12 protein-coding genes are annotated in these 16,854 nt (G+C 71.2%); 8 read left to right on the top strand and 4 right to left on the bottom strand.

Annotated elements, in window-relative coordinates:
• Positions 1-5 precede the first annotated feature (5 nt).
• The 8 genes from WQ53_RS05165 (at position 6) to WQ53_RS05130 (ending at position 12,429) form a co-directional block, all read left to right on the top strand.
• Complete coding sequence (locus tag WQ53_RS05165) at positions 6-1,007, top strand: dipeptide epimerase (protein WP_052631076.1); 1,002 nt, start codon at positions 6-8, stop codon at positions 1,005-1,007.
• A complete protein-coding gene (locus WQ53_RS05160; RefSeq protein WP_052633928.1) occupies positions 1,004-2,275 on the top strand; it encodes a peptide MFS transporter in 1,272 nt (423 codons plus the stop codon). The genes WQ53_RS05165 and WQ53_RS05160 overlap by 4 nt, the downstream gene beginning before the upstream one ends.
• Positions 2,276-2,297: 22 nt before the next feature.
• Positions 2,298-4,019 (top strand): N-acyl-D-amino-acid deacylase family protein, encoded by a 1,722-nt coding sequence (locus WQ53_RS05155; RefSeq protein ID WP_052631074.1) that lies wholly within the window; start codon positions 2,298-2,300, stop codon positions 4,017-4,019.
• A gap of 150 nt (positions 4,020-4,169) precedes the next feature.
• Positions 4,170-6,518, top strand: coding sequence for a TonB-dependent receptor (locus WQ53_RS05150; protein WP_052631072.1), 2,349 nt, complete (start codon positions 4,170-4,172; stop codon positions 6,516-6,518).
• A gap of 67 nt (positions 6,519-6,585) precedes the next feature.
• Positions 6,586-7,626: a DUF1611 domain-containing protein gene (locus WQ53_RS05145; protein WP_052631070.1), complete on the top strand. Its 1,041-nt coding sequence runs from the start codon at positions 6,586-6,588 to the stop codon at positions 7,624-7,626.
• A complete protein-coding gene (locus WQ53_RS05140; RefSeq protein WP_052631068.1) occupies positions 7,623-8,747 on the top strand; it encodes a YkvI family membrane protein in 1,125 nt (374 codons plus the stop codon). The genes WQ53_RS05145 and WQ53_RS05140 overlap by 4 nt, the downstream gene beginning before the upstream one ends.
• Positions 8,748-8,760: 13 nt before the next feature.
• Positions 8,761-10,353: a serine hydrolase gene (locus WQ53_RS05135; RefSeq protein ID WP_052631066.1), complete on the top strand. Its 1,593-nt coding sequence runs from the start codon at positions 8,761-8,763 to the stop codon at positions 10,351-10,353.
• 1,002 nt (positions 10,354-11,355) lie between these two features.
• On the top strand, positions 11,356-12,429 hold the full coding sequence (locus WQ53_RS05130) for an AI-2E family transporter (protein ID WP_201774028.1): 1,074 nt from the start codon (positions 11,356-11,358) through the stop codon (positions 12,427-12,429).
• Between the two features lie 103 nt (positions 12,430-12,532).
• Here WQ53_RS05130 and leuB read toward each other — a convergent pair whose 3' ends face one another.
• The 4 genes from leuB to WQ53_RS05110 form a co-directional block, all read right to left on the bottom strand.
• On the bottom strand, positions 12,533-13,615 hold the full coding sequence (gene leuB / locus WQ53_RS05125; RefSeq protein ID WP_052631064.1) for a 3-isopropylmalate dehydrogenase: 1,083 nt from the start codon (positions 13,613-13,615) through the stop codon (positions 12,533-12,535).
• Between the two features lie 82 nt (positions 13,616-13,697).
• The gene (locus tag WQ53_RS05120) at positions 13,698-13,889 is read right to left on the bottom strand and encodes a hypothetical protein (protein WP_052631062.1); all 192 of its coding nucleotides are present in this window, start codon (positions 13,887-13,889) and stop codon (positions 13,698-13,700) included.
• Between the two features lie 148 nt (positions 13,890-14,037).
• The gene (locus WQ53_RS05115; RefSeq protein WP_052631060.1) at positions 14,038-15,612 is read right to left on the bottom strand and encodes a 2-isopropylmalate synthase; all 1,575 of its coding nucleotides are present in this window, start codon (positions 15,610-15,612) and stop codon (positions 14,038-14,040) included.
• Positions 15,609-16,823 carry a threonine dehydratase gene (locus WQ53_RS05110; RefSeq protein ID WP_052631058.1) on the bottom strand — a complete coding sequence of 405 codons (1,215 nt, stop codon included), beginning with the start codon at positions 16,821-16,823 and terminating at the stop codon, positions 15,609-15,611. Before WQ53_RS05110 ends, WQ53_RS05115 begins: the two co-directional genes overlap by 4 nt.
• Positions 16,824-16,854 lie beyond the last annotated feature (31 nt).

Raw genomic sequence — 16,854 nt, 5'->3', positions numbered from 1 at the left:
CGTCCGTGGAAACCGAGCTCGAGCTGCGCAACGAACCGCTGCGCCTGTCCGCCCCGTTCCGCATCGCCGGCTACGTCTTCGAGGCGATGCCGGCGACCGTGGTCACGCTGCGCCAGGGCGGGTATTCCGGTCGCGGGGAAGCGGCCGGCGTCTACTACAACGACGATCATCCGGAAGGCATGCTGGCGACGCTGGAGTCGTTGCGTCCGCGGATCGAGGCGGGGCTGGACCGCGCCGTGCTCCGTGAGCTGCTGCCACCGGGCGGGGCGCGCAACGCGCTCGATTGCGCGCTGTGGGAACTGGAATCGAAGTTGGCCGGCGAGCCGGTCTGGCGTCTCGCGGGACTCGGCGAAGTGCGGCCGCTGCTGACGACATTCACCGTTGGCGCGGACGCGCCCGCGGCGATGGCGGAAAAGGCCGCCGCCTACGTCGGCGCGCGCGCGCTCAAGCTCAAGCTCACGGGTGAAGCGGAGCTCGATTGCGCGCGTGTGCGCGAAGTGCGCCGGCGCTGCCCCGGCACATGGATCGGGGTCGATGCGAACCAGGGCTACAACGCCGCGACCCTGCCGATACTGCTGCCGGTGCTGGTCGACGAGAACATCTCGCTGCTCGAGCAGCCGTGCGCGCGCGGCCGCGAATCCGACCTCGACGGAATCGACCGGGTGCTGCCGATCGCCGCGGACGAAAGCATCCTCGACCTCGCCGAACTGGAAGCGCGCCACCATCGCTTCGACGTGATCAACATCAAGCTCGACAAGTGCGGCGGCCTTACCGAGGGGCTGCTGATGGCCAAGCGCGCGCGTGAACTGGGCAAGAAGGTGATGGTCGGCAACATGTGCGGCACCAGCCTGGCGGCGGCACCGGCGTTCGTGCTGGGGCAGTTCTGCGACGTGGTCGACCTGGACGGTCCCGTCTTCCTCGCCGCGGACCGCAGCCCATCCGTGCGCTACGAGGACGGCTTCATCTTCTGCGGCGACGAGGTGTGGGGGCCGAAGGCCACTTCGTGAGCGCTGCGGCCGACAAGACCTGGTTCGGCCAGCCGCGCGGGCTGACCATCCTGTTCCTGACCCAGATGTGGGAGCTGTTCTCCTACTACGGGATGCGCACGCTGCTGGTCTACTACATGACCAAGCAGCTGCTGTTCGCCCAGGAGAAGGCCTCCTTCATCTACGGCACCTACACCGCGATGGCGTACTTCACGCCGATCCTCGGCGGCATGGTCGCCGACCGCTGGCTGGGCAAGCGCAACGCGGTGGTCCTGGGCGGCAGCATCATGGCCTTCGGCCACTTCATGATGGCGTTCGAGCCGATGTTCTTCGCCGCGCTGGCGACCATCGCGCTCGGCAACGGCCTGTTCCTGCCGAGCCTGCCCAGCCAGATCAACGACCTCTACGCCGCCGGCGATCCGCGCCGCGGCCGCGCCTACAACGTCTACTACGTCGGCCTGAACATCGGTGGGTTCATGGCGCCGCTGGTGTGCGGCACGCTCGGCGAGCTCTACGGCTGGCATTACGGCTTCGGCGCCGCCGGCATCGGCATGTTCCTCGGCCTGGTGATCTACATCGCCGGACGGCGCTACTTGCCGCCGGAACCGCCGCGGTTCGTGCCGCCCGCCGGCGCGGTGGCGGACGCACCCGGCCACCACCGCCAGGTCTGGTGGCTGCTGCTCGGCGTCGGCATCGCCGCGACCATCTTCCGCGGCGCCTACGAGCAGATCGGCAACACCCTGCCGCTGTGGATCGACACCGGGGTGGACCGGGCATGGGGCGCAGCCACCCTCCCGATGACCTGGTTCCAGTCGCTGAACCCGCTGCTGGTGATCGCGATGACGCCGCTGCTGCTCATGGTCTGGCGCCACGGTGCCGCGGCCGGACGCGAGACCTCGCCGGCCATGCGCATGGCGATCGGCGCGCTGATCGTGGCCGCGGCGTACGCGCTGCTGGCGGTCGTGGCCGCGGTCGCCGGCGAGGCACGGGTGGGCTGGGGCTGGCTGGTGGCGTTCTTCGTGGTCCTGACCCTCGGCGAGCTGTACATCCTGCCGACCGGCCTGGGCCTGTTCGCCAAGCTGGCGCCGCCGCGCCTGGGCGCGACCACCGTCGCGTCGTGGTTCCTGGCCATCTTCAGCGGCAGCCTGCTGGCCGGCGCGGTCGGCATGCTGTGGTCCAGGACCAGCCATTCCGGCTTCTTCCTGCTGCTGTCGGCGCTGGCGGTGCTCGCCGCGCTGCTGCTGTGGCGGCTGGACCGGCCGATCCGCATGCTGCCCAAACCCGGTTGACCCGACTGAGGGAGTTCCCGCCATGTCCCGCTTCCCGTTCGCCCTGCTCGCACTCGCACTGGCCGCCTTCGGCGCGGCGATGGCCGAAGCCGCTCCGCCGCACTTCGACCTGCTGATCCGCAATGGCGTGGTCCACGACGGCAGCGGCGCCGCGCCGCAACGCGTGGACGTGGCCATACGCGGCGACCGCATCGCCGCGCTGCTGCCGGCGGGCAACGATGCGACCGCCGGCCAGGTGCTGGATGCGCACGGCCAGGCGGTGGCGCCGGGCTTCATCAACGTGCTGAGCTGGGCCAACGAGTCGCTGATCGCCGACGGCCGCGGCATGAGCGACACCAAACAAGGGGTGACGCTGCAGATGTTCGGCGAAGGCTGGTCGATGGGGCCGTACAACGAGCGGATGAAGGCCGATGCGCTGAAGCAGCAGGGCGACATCCGCTATCCGATCGAGTGGACCACCCTGGGCGAGTACCTGGAATACCTGGAGCGGCGCGGGGTCACTCCGAACGTGGCCTCGTTCGTCGGCGCGACCACGGTGCGCATCCACGAACTGGGCGAGGACGACGTCAAGCCGGACGCCGCGCAGCTGGCGCGCATGCAGGACCTGGTGCGCGCGGCGATGGCCGAGGGCGCGCTCGGCGTCGGCAGCTCGCTGATCTACCCGCCGGCGGCGTTCGCCGATACCGCGGAGATCGTCGCGCTGGCGCAGGCGGCGGCCGAATCGGGCGGCGGCTACGTCTCGCACATGCGCAGCGAGGCCGACCGCTTCCTGGAGGCGCTGGACGAGACCATCGCGATCGCGCGCGCCACCGGCCAGCGCGCCGAGGCCTACCACCTCAAGGCCGCCGGCGAGCAGAACTGGCCGAAGATGGCGCAGGCAATCGCCAGGATCGAGGCCGCGCGCGCCGAGGGCCTGCCGGTCAGCGCCGACATGTACGCCTACACCGCCGGCGCCACCGGCCTGACCGCCGGCCTGCCGCCGTGGGTGCAGGCCGGCGGCCACGATGCGCTGGTCGCGCGGCTGAAGGATCCGGCGGTCCGCGCGCGGGTGCTGGCCGAGATGCGCGATCCCGGCGCCGGCTGGGAGAACCTGCGCCTGCTCGCCGGTTCCGACGAGCGGGTGCTGCTGATCGACTTCCGCAGCGAGCGGCTCAAGCCGCTGACCGGCCGCTCGCTGGCCGACGTGGCGCGCGAGCGCGGCACCTCGCCGGAGGAGACCGTGCTCGACCTGATCGTCGAGGACGATTCGCGGGTTGGCGCGGCCTACTTCCTGATGAGCGAGGAGAACGTCGAGCTGGGCCTGCGCCAGCCGTGGGTGAGCCTGGGTTCGGATGCGGAGGCGTCCGCGCCGGAGGGCGTGTTCCTGAAGTCGAGCACGCACCCGCGTGCCTACGGCAACTTCGCCCGCTTCCTCGGTCACTACGTGCGCGACCGCGGACTGATGCCGCTGGAGGAGGGCATCCACCGCCTGACCGGCTTGCCGGCCGCGAACTGGAAGCTCCGCGACCGCGGTTGCCTGCAGCCCGGCTGCTTCGCCGACATCGTCGTGTTCGACCCGGCCACGATCGCCGACCACGCCACCTACGCCCGGCCGCAGCAGTACGCCACCGGCGTGGCCCATGTCTTCGTCAACGGCGTGCAGGTGCTGCGCGGCGGCGAGCACACCGGCGCGACCCCGGGCCGGGTGGTGCGCGGCCCGGGTTGGCGCGGCGCGCCTGCCGACCCGGCGGGCGCGGCCCGATGACGCTTCGCGGTGCGGAGAATAATTTTCTGAATGTGTTGACAATTCTCTGATTAGGATCATGATCCTGATCGGGTGATCCGCCGCGCCCGTCCGCCGACGGGCGATCACCGGACACCCCGCCGCCGATTCGACGTCCCTGGGAGACTTCAGATGAACGCGTTCCAGCCCGCCCGCCTGCGCCACCGCTCGCCTCTCTTCATCGCCATCGCCGGCGCCCTGGCCTGGGTCGCCGCCGCGCCCGCGCTGGCCCAGGACAGCCCCGACGCCGCGCCGGCGTCCGCCGAGCAGGCCGACAGCGCGGTCATGCTCGACACCGTGGTGGTCACCGCCAACAAGCGCGTGGAGAACATCCGCGAGGTCGGCGCTTCGATCAGCGTGATCGGCGAACGCCAGCTGGAGAACATCGGCGCCAGCTCGCTTGCCGACTATGCGGCGCTGGTCCCGGGCCTGCAGGTGCAGAGCGACGGCAGCCCGGGGTTGACCTCGATCTCGCTGCGCGGCGTCGCCGCGCTGTCCTCGAGCGCGACGGTTGCGACCTACATCGACGAGGTGCCGCTCGGCTCCAGCGGCATCTACCAGGCCGCCAACGCCTTCATGCTCGATCTGCTGCCCTACGACATCAGCCGGGTCGAGGTGATGCGCGGGCCCCAGGGCACCCTGTACGGCGCGGGCGCGATCGGCGGCCTGCTCAAGTACGTGACCCGCGCGCCGGACCTGCTGGACGACGAACTGCGCGTCGGCGTCGGTCTGCGCTCGGTGCAGAGCGGCGGCAACGACTGGAACGTGCGCGTCGGCGCCAGCGCGCCGCTGCAGGACGACCGCCTCGGCCTGCGCATGAGCTTCGCGCGCAACGGGCTGCCCGGCTATACCGACAACGAGGTCGATGGCGCCAAGGACGTCAACGACGGCGAACAGATCGGCGCGCGCGTGGCCCTGCTGTGGGATGGCGACGCGTTCGACCTGAACCTGGGGGTGATGCACCAGCGCATCCACAGCGATGGACGCGCCGGCATCGCGCTGGATCCGGACACGCTGCAGCCGCTGTTCGGGGAGTTCACCGACCGGACCTGGCAGCCGCAGCCGTTCTCCAGGACATTCACCCTGACGTCGCTGGGCCTGGACTGGGACCTGGGCTGGGGCGACTTCGTGTCCGCGACCGGCTGGTCGCAGAGCGAGACCGTTAGCCAGCTCGATTCGACCATCCAGTTCGGCGAGATCGCCAACCTGCTGTTGGGCCTGCCGGAGCCGGGCAGTTCCTTCCTGCGCTACGGCTTCGACCTGGACAAGCTGACCCAGGAATTCCGCCTGACCTCCAAGAGCGGGGGCACCTTCGAGTGGATGGTCGGCGTGTTCTACACCAAGGAGGACGCAGTGCAGAGCCAGTTCGCCTGGCTCGGCCAGATCGACGGATCGCCGCTGCCGGCGCCGTACGACGACATGTTCGGGACCCTGGCGCTGCTCGAGATGCCCAGCACGTACGAGGAACTGGCGGTCTTCGCCAACGGTTCCTGGCGCATCGGCGAACTGTTCAAGCTCGACGCGGGCCTGCGCCAGGCGCGCAACGACCAGTGGTTCAGCCAGAACACCACCGCCGGCATCCTGGTGCCGATCGGCGACTTCCCGGGCGAATCCAGCGAGGACGTGTTCACCTGGAGCCTGAGTCCGCAGTTCAAGCTGGCCGAGGACGTGCTGCTCTACGCACGGGCGGCGACCGGCTACCAGCCGGGCGGCCCCAACGTGGCCCTGCCGGGCATGCCGCCGAGCGTGGGTTCGTCGATGCTCACCAGCTACGAGATCGGCCTGAAGTCGCAGTTCGCGGACCGCCGCGTGCTGCTGGACATGGCCGTGTACCGGATCGACTGGGAGGACATCCAGGTGGGGGTGTCGTTCAACGGTGTCGGCGGCCTGGTCAACGGCGGCGAGGCGACCAGCGAGGGCGTCGAGCTGTCGACGCAGTTCCGCGCGACCGAGCGCCTGCATTTCGGGGTCAACGGCGTCTACAACAAGGCGACCGTGACCAACGACTTCGAGCCCGCGGTGGTCCCGCAGACCGGTTTCGACGTGGTCCTCAACTCTGGCCTGGCCGGGGACCGCATTCCCTATGTGCCGGAGTGGTCCTGGAGCGCGACCGCCGAGTACGGGTTCTCCGCCGGCGCCGGCCTGGCCGGCCAGGTGGGCGGCGCGCTGCGCTGGGTCGGCGATCGGGTCAACGGCACCACCCAGCGCCAGCGCGTGACCGCCCCGGGAGATCCGTCCACGGTGCTGATGGAGGAGCTGACCCCGCCGGTGCCGCTGGACAGCTACAGCGCGCTCGACCTGTACGCGGGCATCGGCAAGGGCGCCTGGGAAATACGCGCCTACGTCAACAACGTCACCGGCGAGGGCGGCTGGTCCTCGGTCACCCGGATCAGCAATGAGTTGACCGGCGTACCCGTGCAGACCGTGGCCGTGCCGATCCTGCCGCGCACCTTCGGCATCGAACTCGATTTCCGCTTCTGACCGCCGGCGCCGTCCGCGGCCCAGCCGCGGGTGGCGCCTCCCCCGACCGGATCCGAGCGCCCACCGCATGCCCAATGCCGTACCCGTGTTGCGCGAGGCCGAAGCGCTGCCGCAACCCTACCTGCTGTTCCTCGGCGACACGACCGAGCCGGGCTACGCGAAGACCGCGTTCGGCCTGCGCGACTGGGCGGGCGAGCGCTGCGTCGGCGAGTTCGCCTGCGCGGGCGCGACCGTGAGCACGGGACTGCCGTTCCTGTCGCCGGCGCAGGCGCGGCTTGCCGGCGCGCGGGCGATGGTGATCGGCGTCGCCAATCCCGGCGGGCGCATCCCGATGGCATGGCTGCCGCCGCTGCTGGAAGCGCTGCAGGCCGGCCTCGACCTGGTCGGCGGCATGCACGCGCGGCTGGCCGGAATCGAATCGCTGCGCAGCGTCGCGTTCGCGCACGGCCGGCGCCTGATCGACGTGCGCGAGCCGCCGCCGGGAATCCCGGTCGCCAGCGGCCACAGGCGCACGGGACGCCGCCTGCTCACCGTCGGCACCGACTGCGCGCTGGGCAAGAAGTACACCGCGCTGGCGCTGGTGCGCGCGTTCCGCGAGCGCGGTCTCGACGTCGATTTCCGCGCCAGCGGGCAGACCGGGATCCTGATCGCCGGCGAGGGCATCCCGATGGACGCGGTGGTCGCCGACTTCGCCGCGGGTGCCGCCGAGATCCTGTCGCCCGACGCCGACCCCGCGCACTGGGACGTGATCGAAGGGCAGGGTTCGCTCTCGCATCCGGCCTATGCCGGCGTGTCGCTGGCGTTGCTGCACGGCAGCCAGCCGGACGTGATCGTGGTGTGCCACGAGCACGGCCGCGAGAACGTGCTCGGCCATCCCCATTACCTGCTGCCGTCGATCGAGGACACCATCGACCTGGCGCTGCGGCTCGGCGCGCGCACCAACCCGGCGATCCGCTGCGCGGGCGTGAGCCTCAACACCGGCAGCCTGGACGCCGCCGTGGCCGGGCGGGTGATCGAGGAAACCGCCGCGCGCCTGGGCCTGCCGGTTGCCGACCCGATCCGCGGCGGCGATGCGTTCGAACGGCTGGTCGAGGCCTGCCTGGCATGAAACCGGCCTCCACCTGGTTCCAGCGCTACCTGTTGCCTGGCTTCGTGTTCCAGGCGGCGGTGATCGCCGGCGGCTACGCCACCGGGCGCGAGCTGGTGGAGTTCTTCCTGCCGGCCGGTCCCTGGGGTGGCCTGCTGGGCATGGCGGTGAGCATGCTGGTGTGGAGCGCGGTGCTGATGGTCAGCTTCGAGCTGGCCCGGATCGCGCGCGCCTGGGACTACCGCGCGTTCTTCAAGCTGCTGCTCGGCCGTGGCTGGTTCGCGTTCGAGATCGGCTACTTCCTGCTGATGCTGGTCATCATGGCGGTGATGGGCGCGGCGGCCGGGGAGATCGCCTTCAGCCTGTTCGGCTTGCCGAGGCTGGCCGGCTCGATGGCCATGATCGCCGCCACCGGCGCCATGCTGTTCTTCGGCACGGCCGCGATCGAGAAGTTCCTGGTCGCGTCGGTCGGCTACCTGTACCTGGTCTATTTCGTGTTCGTGGCCTGGTGCGTGGTGGCGTTCGGCGACCGCATCGAAGCCAGCTTCGCCTCGGTTGCGGTCGACGGGGATTGGTTCATGGCCGGCGTGACCTACGCCGGCTACAACGTCGCCACCATTCCCGCGGTCCTGTTCTGCGTGCGCCACTTCGGCCGCCGCCGCGAGGCCCTGGCCGCCGGTGCGCTGGCCGGGCCGCTGGGCATGCTGCCGGGCGTGGTGTTCTACATCGCGATGATGGGCTACTACCACGAGATCGCCGACCAGGCCCTGCCCTCGGCCTTCCTGCTGGCGAAGCTGCAGGCGCCGTGGTTCGAGTGGGCCTTCCAGATCGCGGTGATGCTGACCCTGGTGGACACCGGCGTGGCCCTGCTGCACGCGATCAACGAGCGGGTGGCGAATGCCTGGGAAGAAAGGCGGCGGCCGATGCCGCGGTCGCTGCGCCCGGCGCTGGCCGTCGGCGTGATGCTGGTCGCGGTGTACGCGGCCACCGCGATCGGCCTGGTCGACCTGGTCGCCAAGGGATACGGCACGCTCACCTGGTATTTCCTGGCGATCTACGTGCTGCCGCTGATGACCTGGGGTCTGTGGCTGTTGTGGCGCCATTCCGCGCGCGGTGAGGCGCCGCCCGCTTCGCATTACTGAGAGGAGACCGGACATGACCATCGGGTCGTTGGTCCTGCGCGCCGCCGCCGGCGCATTGCTGTTCGCGGCGACGGCCGCGGCCGCCACGATGCCGCCCGGCTTCGACCAGCGGGTCGAGCAGGCCATGCGCTCGCGCGACGTGCCGGGCATGGCCATCGCCGTGGTCAAGGGCGGGGAGATCGTGCACGCGCGGGGCTATGGCGTGCGCAGGCTCGGTTCGCCCGAACCGGTGGATGCCGACACGATCTTCCCCACCGGTTCCACCGGCAAGGCGGTCACCGCGGCGGCGCTGGCGATCCTGGTGGACGACGGCAAGCTCGGCTGGGACGACAAGGTGATCGACCACCTGCCGGATTTCCGCATGTACGACCCATGGGTGACGCACGAGATGACCGTGCGCGACCTGCTGCTCCACCGCAGCGGCCTGGGCCTGGGCGCGGGCGACCTGCTGTTCATCCCGCGCACCTCCCGCAGCCGCGCCGACATCGTCCGCGCATTGCGCCACATCAAGCCGGCGACCAGCTTCCGCAGCGGCTACGCCTACGACAACATCCTCTACATCGTGGCCGGAGAACTGGTGTCGAACGTCAGCGGGCAGCCGTGGGAGCAGTTCGTGCGCGAGCGCATCTTCGCGCCGCTGGGCATGGCGACCGCGGTCAGCGACGAGCGCGACCGCTTCGCCACCGCCAACCGCGTGCAGCCGCACGCGCGCCTCGATCCACGCCTGCGCGGCCTCGGCGAGCAGCAGGTGCTGCCGGAACGCGAAGGCCTCGGCCAGGTCGGCGCGCCGGCCGGCGGGCTGTCGTGGAGCGCCTCCGACTTCGCGCGCTGGATGCAGGTGCAGCTCGCGCACGGTGCGGTCAAGGGCGGCGAGGGCAAGCGCCTGTGGAGCGAGGCGAACGCGCGGGAGATGTGGAATCCGCAGGTGCCGACTCCGATCCGGCCGTTCCCTGCGCCGATCGCCGACATCACTCCGCAGTTCTCCGGCTACGGGCTAGGCTGGAGCGTGCAGGACTACCGCGGCGTCAAGGTGGTGCAGCACGGCGGCGCGGTGTTCGGGGTGCTGGCCTACGTGGTGCTGGTGCCGGAACACGACCTGGGCATCGCGCTGATGATCAATTCCGAGGACGTGGACGTGATGCGCGGCCTGGGCTACGAACTGCTCGACCACCACCTCGGCTTCGAGCCGCGCGACTGGGTGGCGGCGTTCGGGGACTGGAACCGCCAGCGCCTCGCAGGTGGCCTGGCCGCGCTGGAGGTCACCGGCAAGCCGGCGCGCAAGGCGTCGCGGCCGTCGCTGCCCGCGGCGGGCTACGCCGGCGAGTACGCCGATGCGTGGTACGGGCCGATCGCCATCGCCGAGCAGGGCGGCAGGCTGCGGATCGACTTCCGGCAGACGCCGGGCATGGCCGGCACGCTGAGCCACTGGCAGTACGACACTTTCCGCGCCGACTGGGACGACGCCTCGATCGAACCGGCCTACGTCACCTTCGCGCTGGACGCCGAAGGCAAGGTCGCGCGGATCACCATGAAGGCGGTCTCGCCGCTGGCCGACTTCAGCTACGACTACCACGACCTGCTGTTCGAGCCGCTGCCGGGGAAGTAGCGCACCGGTGCCGGGCCGGCGCACGCGGCCCGGAGCATCCGCGGTCCGCCGGGATCGCGGATGGCGTCCGTGCGGAACGGCCGCCCGGGCCGGCCGCTGCCCGGCGCGCTGCCCGATGTCCAGGCTGGGCAGGTGCAAAGAAGTTCCTTCGCCGATCCGGGAATAGGCCCGCATCGCACGACGCGGCACCATAGCGGCAACGGCAACGGCAACGGCAACGGCAACGGCAACGGCAACGGCAACGGCAACGGCAACGGCAACGGCAGGAGCGTTAGCGTGGTCGGCTTCGGACTGAGCCGCGGCAGGCCGGGTGTGTTGCGGTCGTCTCGGCGGCACATCCATGTGCCGACTCGCCGACGCGGCCATCCATGGCCGCTGCCGCAACACACCCGGCCTGCCACGTCTTCGGGGCGCTTGGGGGTTGTGGCTTCGTCATCGCCACGGCCTGGCCGGCTCCGTTCGTCTCCCGAGGACCTGCTCTTGTGTAGGAGCCGGGCTTGCCCGCGACGCGACGCCGTCGGCACAGGCGACGCCCTCATGATTCCGACGCCCGTGTCGCCGACTGAAGTCGGCTCCTACAGAAGAGCGACAGCGGCGCAGCCATTGTAGGAGCCGGGTTCAGCCGGCGACCCGACGCCGTCGGCACAGGCAGCGTCCTCCGCTGTTCGACGTCCGCACGATGGGCGTCTGCGAGAGTCCAGAGGCCTTTCAGGGCCTGATGCTTTTACGTCAGCAAATAGAAGCCGCGACCCAAGGGTTGTCCGAGGACGCCGTCTCCTCGGGGTATGGCGCAAGTGGCACAGGGATGTGCCACGGCCCCGAGTCGAGGGCAGGATGCCCGACCGAGGGGTAAGCCATACCCCGAGGGGGCGGCGGCCCCCGGCCGAAGCGACGCTTTTTTTTCTGCCTCACAGGATGGCGGCCGGCATCCGGTTTCAGGCCGGCCATGCCGCAGGCACAATGGCGTTCCGCAACGGGAGGCACGACATGGACCGGTCCGCCATGAACAACCGAGCCTTCACGGTCGTGCTGATCGCGGTCAGCTTCGCCTTCCTGTTGCTGTTGCGTCCGTTCTACCACGCGATCTTCTGGGCGGCGACGCTGGCGATCCTGTTCTGGCCGGTGCATCGCCGGCTGCTGGCGCGCATGCCGGCGCGTCCCGGCCTCGCCGCGCTGGTCTCGCTGTTGATGTGCCTGGTCATCGTGATCGTCCCGATCACGCTCCTCGTCATCACCCTGGCCAACGAGGTCGTCCACTTCTACGCCCGCGCCGCCGAGAGCGGCGGCATCGGCGGGTACCTGGAGCGGATCGCCGCGGCGATACCGCCGTGGGCGCAGGCATGGTTCGAGCGGCTGGGCGCGGAGGAACTGCGCGCGGTCCAGGAACGGGTCAGCGAAGCGGCGGGCCAGGCGCTGCAGTTCCTGCTCGCCAGGGCGGTGGGCATCGGCCAGAACACCCTGCAGGTCGCCATCGGCTTCCTGCTGATGCTGTACCTGCTGTTCTTCTTCTTCCTGGACGGCGACCGCATCATCCGCGTGGCCCGCTCGGCGATCCCGATGGAGCGCGCCTACGTAGGCGAGTTGGCCGCCAAGTTCGTCACCGTGGTCAAGGCCACGATCAAGGGCAACCTGGTGGTCGCGGCCATCCAGGGCGCGCTGGGCGGTCTCATGTTCTGGGTGCTGGGCATCCCGGGGCCGGTGCTGTGGGGCGTGGTGATGGCGTTCCTGTCGCTGCTGCCGGCGATCGGCGCGTGGCTGGTCTGGGCGCCGGTGGCGATCTACCTGCTGGCCACCGGCTCGGTGGCGAAGGGCCTGGTCGTGATCGCCTTCGGTGCCGGCGTCATCGGGCTGATCGACAATCTCCTGCGCCCGATCCTGGTGGGCAAGGAAACGCGCATGCCGGACTACCTGGTGCTGCTGTCCACGCTCGGAGGCCTGGCGCTGTTCGGCCTGACCGGGTTCGTGGCCGGGCCGGTGATCGCCGCGCTGTTCCTGGTGACCTGGGAGATATTCATCGTGCGGCTCAGGAACGCGCCGGCGGGCGCAGACGACCGTCCCGGAACGGGAGCGGGCTGAGCGGCGGCCGTCGCGCGTCCGCGCCGGGCACCGTCGGCGGGATATCCACCGCGTAGGTCAAGGCCAGCGCCGTGATGCCGGCGCGGCGGTACGCGCCGCAGGTTCAGGACGCGGCGGCCAGGTCCCTGGCCTGGATGCGCTCGATCACTGCGGCCGCCGCCTGGGTGGTCGACACCGCCTGCCCGGGCGCGGCCAGGTCGGCGGTGAACACCCGTGCGTCCAGCGCATCGGACACCGCGGCCTCGATCGCGGCCGCTTCCTGCTCCAGTCCCAGGGAATGGCGCAGCAGCAGCGCCGCGCTGAGGATGGTGGCGTAGGGATTGGCGATGCCCTTGCCGGCGATGTCGGGCGCCGAGCCATGGATCGGCTCGTAGATTCCGACCTTGCCCGCCCCCAGCGAGGCGGAGGGCAGCAGGCCCAGCGAGCCGGCCAGCATCGAGGCCTCGTCGGTGAGGATGTCGCCGAACATGTTCTCGGTGACGACCACGTCGTAGGCGCGCGGCCGCGACAGCAGGTGCATGGCCATCGAGTCGACCAGTTGGTGCTCGAGGGTCACGTCGGGGAATTCCTCGCGCACCACCCGGCTGGCCACGTCGCGCCACAGGCGCGAGGTCTCCAGCACGTTGGCCTTGTCCACGGAGGTGAGATGGCCGCGGCGCGTGCGCGCCAGCTCGGCCGCCCGGCGCACCACGCGCTCGATCTCGGCCACGGTGTAGCGGCACAGGTCGGTGGCGTCGCTGTTGCTGCGGGTCTTGTCGCCGAAGTAGATGCCGCCGGTCAGCTCGCGCACGACCAGGATGTCGACGCCTTCGAGCAGGTGCGACTTGATCGGCGAGGCGCCGAGCGCGGCCGGGTGCGGCCGGGTCGGACGCAGGTTGGCGAACAGCCCCAGTCCCTTGCGGATCGCCAGCAGGCCCTGTTCGGGGCGCACCCGGGCGTTCGGGTCGGACCATTTCGGCCCGCCGACCGCGCCCAGGAGCACGGCGTCGGCCCGCTGCGCGGCCTCCAGGGTCGCGGCCGGCAGCGGTTCGCCGTGGCGGTCGATGGCGATGCCGCCGATGTCGTGTTCCTGGAAGCCGAACGCGTGGCCGAAGCGGGCGGCCACGGCTTCGAGCACCGGCAGGGTGGCGGCGACGATCTCCGGGCCGATGCCGTCACCGGGCAGGACGACGATGTTGGCGTGCATGGATGGTCTCGCGATGTTCGGAAGTGGGGAAGGTCGAGGACGCAGGTTGGGCGCGCACGGCGCCGAGCCGCATGCGCGGCCGTCAGCCGGGCACGGCGGCCGCCTGTGCTTCGGCCGCTTCCCGGGCCGCGTCGCCGGTCGCCGGTGCCGGCGAATGCGTCGCGGGTCCGCCGCTGGGCGGCCACGGCGTGTCGGACAGGCGCCGGGACAGCGCGCGGTGCACGGCGGCATCGAAGGTGAGAGCGGCGGCGGGATTGCTTTCGGCGAGGGGCATTGCTCGATTCCTGACGGCAGTGGGCGCAGGCGCCAGGCCTGCGCAATGCATGGTGGAAGTGTGGGGCGGAGTGCTTGATAGGAGCGGGCGGGACCGGCCATTGGACCACCGGCCATGCGCGGCCGGTGGGATGCGGGTCACGGATCGCTCAGGCGGTGGCCAGCTGTTCCCCGGCCGGCGCGACCCGGCGCTGGCGCAGCAGCCGGTTGGCCACGTCCAGCCAGGCCAGCGCGCTGGCCTCGATGATGTCGCGGCTGGTACCGGTGCCCTCGTACTCGGTCTCGCCGTGGCGCACGCTGAGGCTGGCCTCGCCGCGCGCGTCGGCGCCCAGGCCGACGCTGTGCACGCGGTAGCTCTCCAGCGCCAGCTGCACGCCGGTCGCGGCCGACAGCGCGGCGAACAGCGCGTCGACCGGGCCGTCGCCCTCGGCGCTCTCCAGCACGCGGTTGCCGTCGGGATCGGACAGTTCGACCGTGGCCAGCGCGCGCTGGCCGCGGTCGCTGACCGTCATCGAGGCCAGGCGGTAGCCCTCGGCATCGCCGGTGTCCTGCATCAGCGCCTGCAGGTCGGCATCGGTGACCACCCGCTGCTGCTCGCACAGCGCCTTGAAATCGGTGAACACCAGGTCCAGCTCGCCTTCCTCCAGGTAGTAGCCCAGCGCGCGCAGGCGCTGCTCGACCGCGGCGCGGCCGCTGTGCCGGCCCAGCACCATCTGCGTGTCCGGCCAGCCCACGTCCTGCGGGCGCATGATCTCGTAGGTGCCGCGGTGGCGCAGCATGCCGTGCTGGTGGATGCCCGACTCGTGGGCGAAGGCGTTGGCGCCGACCACCGCTTTGTTGCGCTGCACATGCATGCCGACCAGCCGCTGCAGCAGCTGCGAGGTCGGGACCAGGCGGCGGGTGTCGATGCCGGTGTCGGCCTCGAAGAACGCGCCGCGCACCTTCAGCGCCATCACGATCTCCTCCAGCGCGCAGTTGCCGGCGCGCTCGCCGATGCCGTTGATGGTGCACTCGACCTGGCGCGCGCCGCCCTCGATCGCGGCCAAGGTGTTGGCCACGGCCAGGCCCAGGTCGTTGTGGCAGTGCGCGCTGAAGACCACGTTGCCGGCGCCCGGGACCTGAGTGATCAAGCGCCGGAACAGGCCGCGGATCTCCTCCGGCGTGGTGAAGCCGACCGTGTCGGGGATGTTGATGGTGGTGGCGCCGGCGGCGATCGCCGCGGCGACGACCTCGTGCAGGAAGTCCTCCTCGGTGCGGGTGCCGTCCTCGGTGGAGAACTCGATGTCGTCGATGAACCGCTTCGCGTAGGCGATGCTCTCCACCGCCATGTCCAGCACCTGCTGCCGGCTCATCCGCAGCTTGTGCTCGCGGTGCAGCGGACTGGTCGATAGGAACACGTGCAGGCGCGGGCGCTGCGCGGCCTCCAGCGCCTGCAGCGAGATGTCGACGTCGGCGCGCAGGCAGCGCGAGAGCACGGCCAGGACGGGAGTGCGCAGCTCGCGGCCGATCAGGGCCATGGCCTCGCGGTCGGACTGGGAACTGGCCGGGAAACCGGTCTCGATCACGTCGGCGCCCAGCTCGGCCAGGGCGCGGGCCATCACCAGCTTCTGCGGCGGGGTCATGCTGCAGCCGGGCGACTGCTCGCCGTCGCGCAGGGTGGTGTCGAATACCCGGATGCGGGCCGGGGAGACCTGGGTTTGGGCTGGGGACTGGGGCGCGTTCACCAGGTGAACTCCTCTTCGCTGACTGGCTGCGGCGCGCTCGGCGCCGTTGGGACGGAAATGGTGGGTGAGGGGGACAGGGTAGCGGCTGGGCGGGACTTTGCCACCGCGACCTTCCGTGCAAGGGCGGGGTCGGCCTGCTCCGGCGGCAGTTCGCCGACCCGCCGGCGCGGCTTGCGCGGTGGCCGCGGCCGCACCTCGGAGAGCAGGGTCGCCAGGGTGGCCGCATCGATATTCCCGCCGGAGACCACCGCGCACTTGCGCCGGCCGGCCACGCGGCGGCCGGCGGCCAGGGCCAGGGCGCCGGCGCCCTCGGCGATCAGGTTCTCCTCCAGCGCCAGCCGGACCAGGGTCTCGCGCAGCTCGGCCTCGCGGACGATGACCACGTCGTCGAGCAGGCGCGCACACAGGCGCCGGGTGAGGAAGCCGGGCACCCGGACCCGCACGCCGTCGGCCAGCGAGCGCGCCGGGTCCCGCGGCGTGGTGTCGCCCCGGATCGCGCGGGCCATCGAATCCACGCCCTCGACCTGGGCACCGACCACGCGCACGCCCTGCGCCTTCAGCGCCAGGGCCACGCCGGAGGCCAGGCCGCCGCCGCCGATCGGGACGATGACCACGTCCGGCGCGTGCGCGGCGATCTCGATTCCGACCGTGCCCTGGCCGGCGATCACGTCCGGGTCGTCGAACGCGGACAGGAAGCGGTAGCCGTTCTGCTCGGCCAGCTCGCAGGCGAAGGCATAGGCCTCGTCGTAGCTGTCGCCATGCTGGCGCACGGTCGCGCCCCAGTGGGCCACGCCGGCGATCTTGTTCTCCGGCGCGCCGTGCGGCATCACCGTGATCGCCTGCACGCCCAGGCGATAGGCGGCCCAGGCCAGGCCCTGGGCGTGGTTGCCGGCCGAGGCGCAGATCACCGGGCGGCGATCGCCGCGCTCGCGCGCGGCCAGCAGCGCGTTGAGCGCGCCACGCACCTTGTAGGAACCGGTGCGCTGCAGGTTCTCCAGCTTCAGCATCACCCCGAAGCGCTCGGCGTGGTGCATCGGCGTGACCGGCAGGTAGCGGCGCAGCCGCGACTGCGCGGCCAGCACGTCGGCGACGTCGACCTCGCCCATGCCGGCGTCGCCGCGCCTTGCATTGCCGCCCACGACACCGCCCGCAGCGACGTCGCCGACGTCGGGTTCTCCGCTGCTGGCGCTGGCGCGGCCGGTATCAGGCATCGCCGCCGGTCCGCGGCTGGCCCGCGCAGGG

Origin of the sequence: Pseudoxanthomonas suwonensis (assembly GCF_000972865.1) — a bacterium.
Lineage (GTDB): Bacteria > Pseudomonadota > Gammaproteobacteria > Xanthomonadales > Xanthomonadaceae > Pseudoxanthomonas > Pseudoxanthomonas suwonensis_B.
This window is presented reverse-complemented; position numbering and strand designations above follow the sequence as displayed.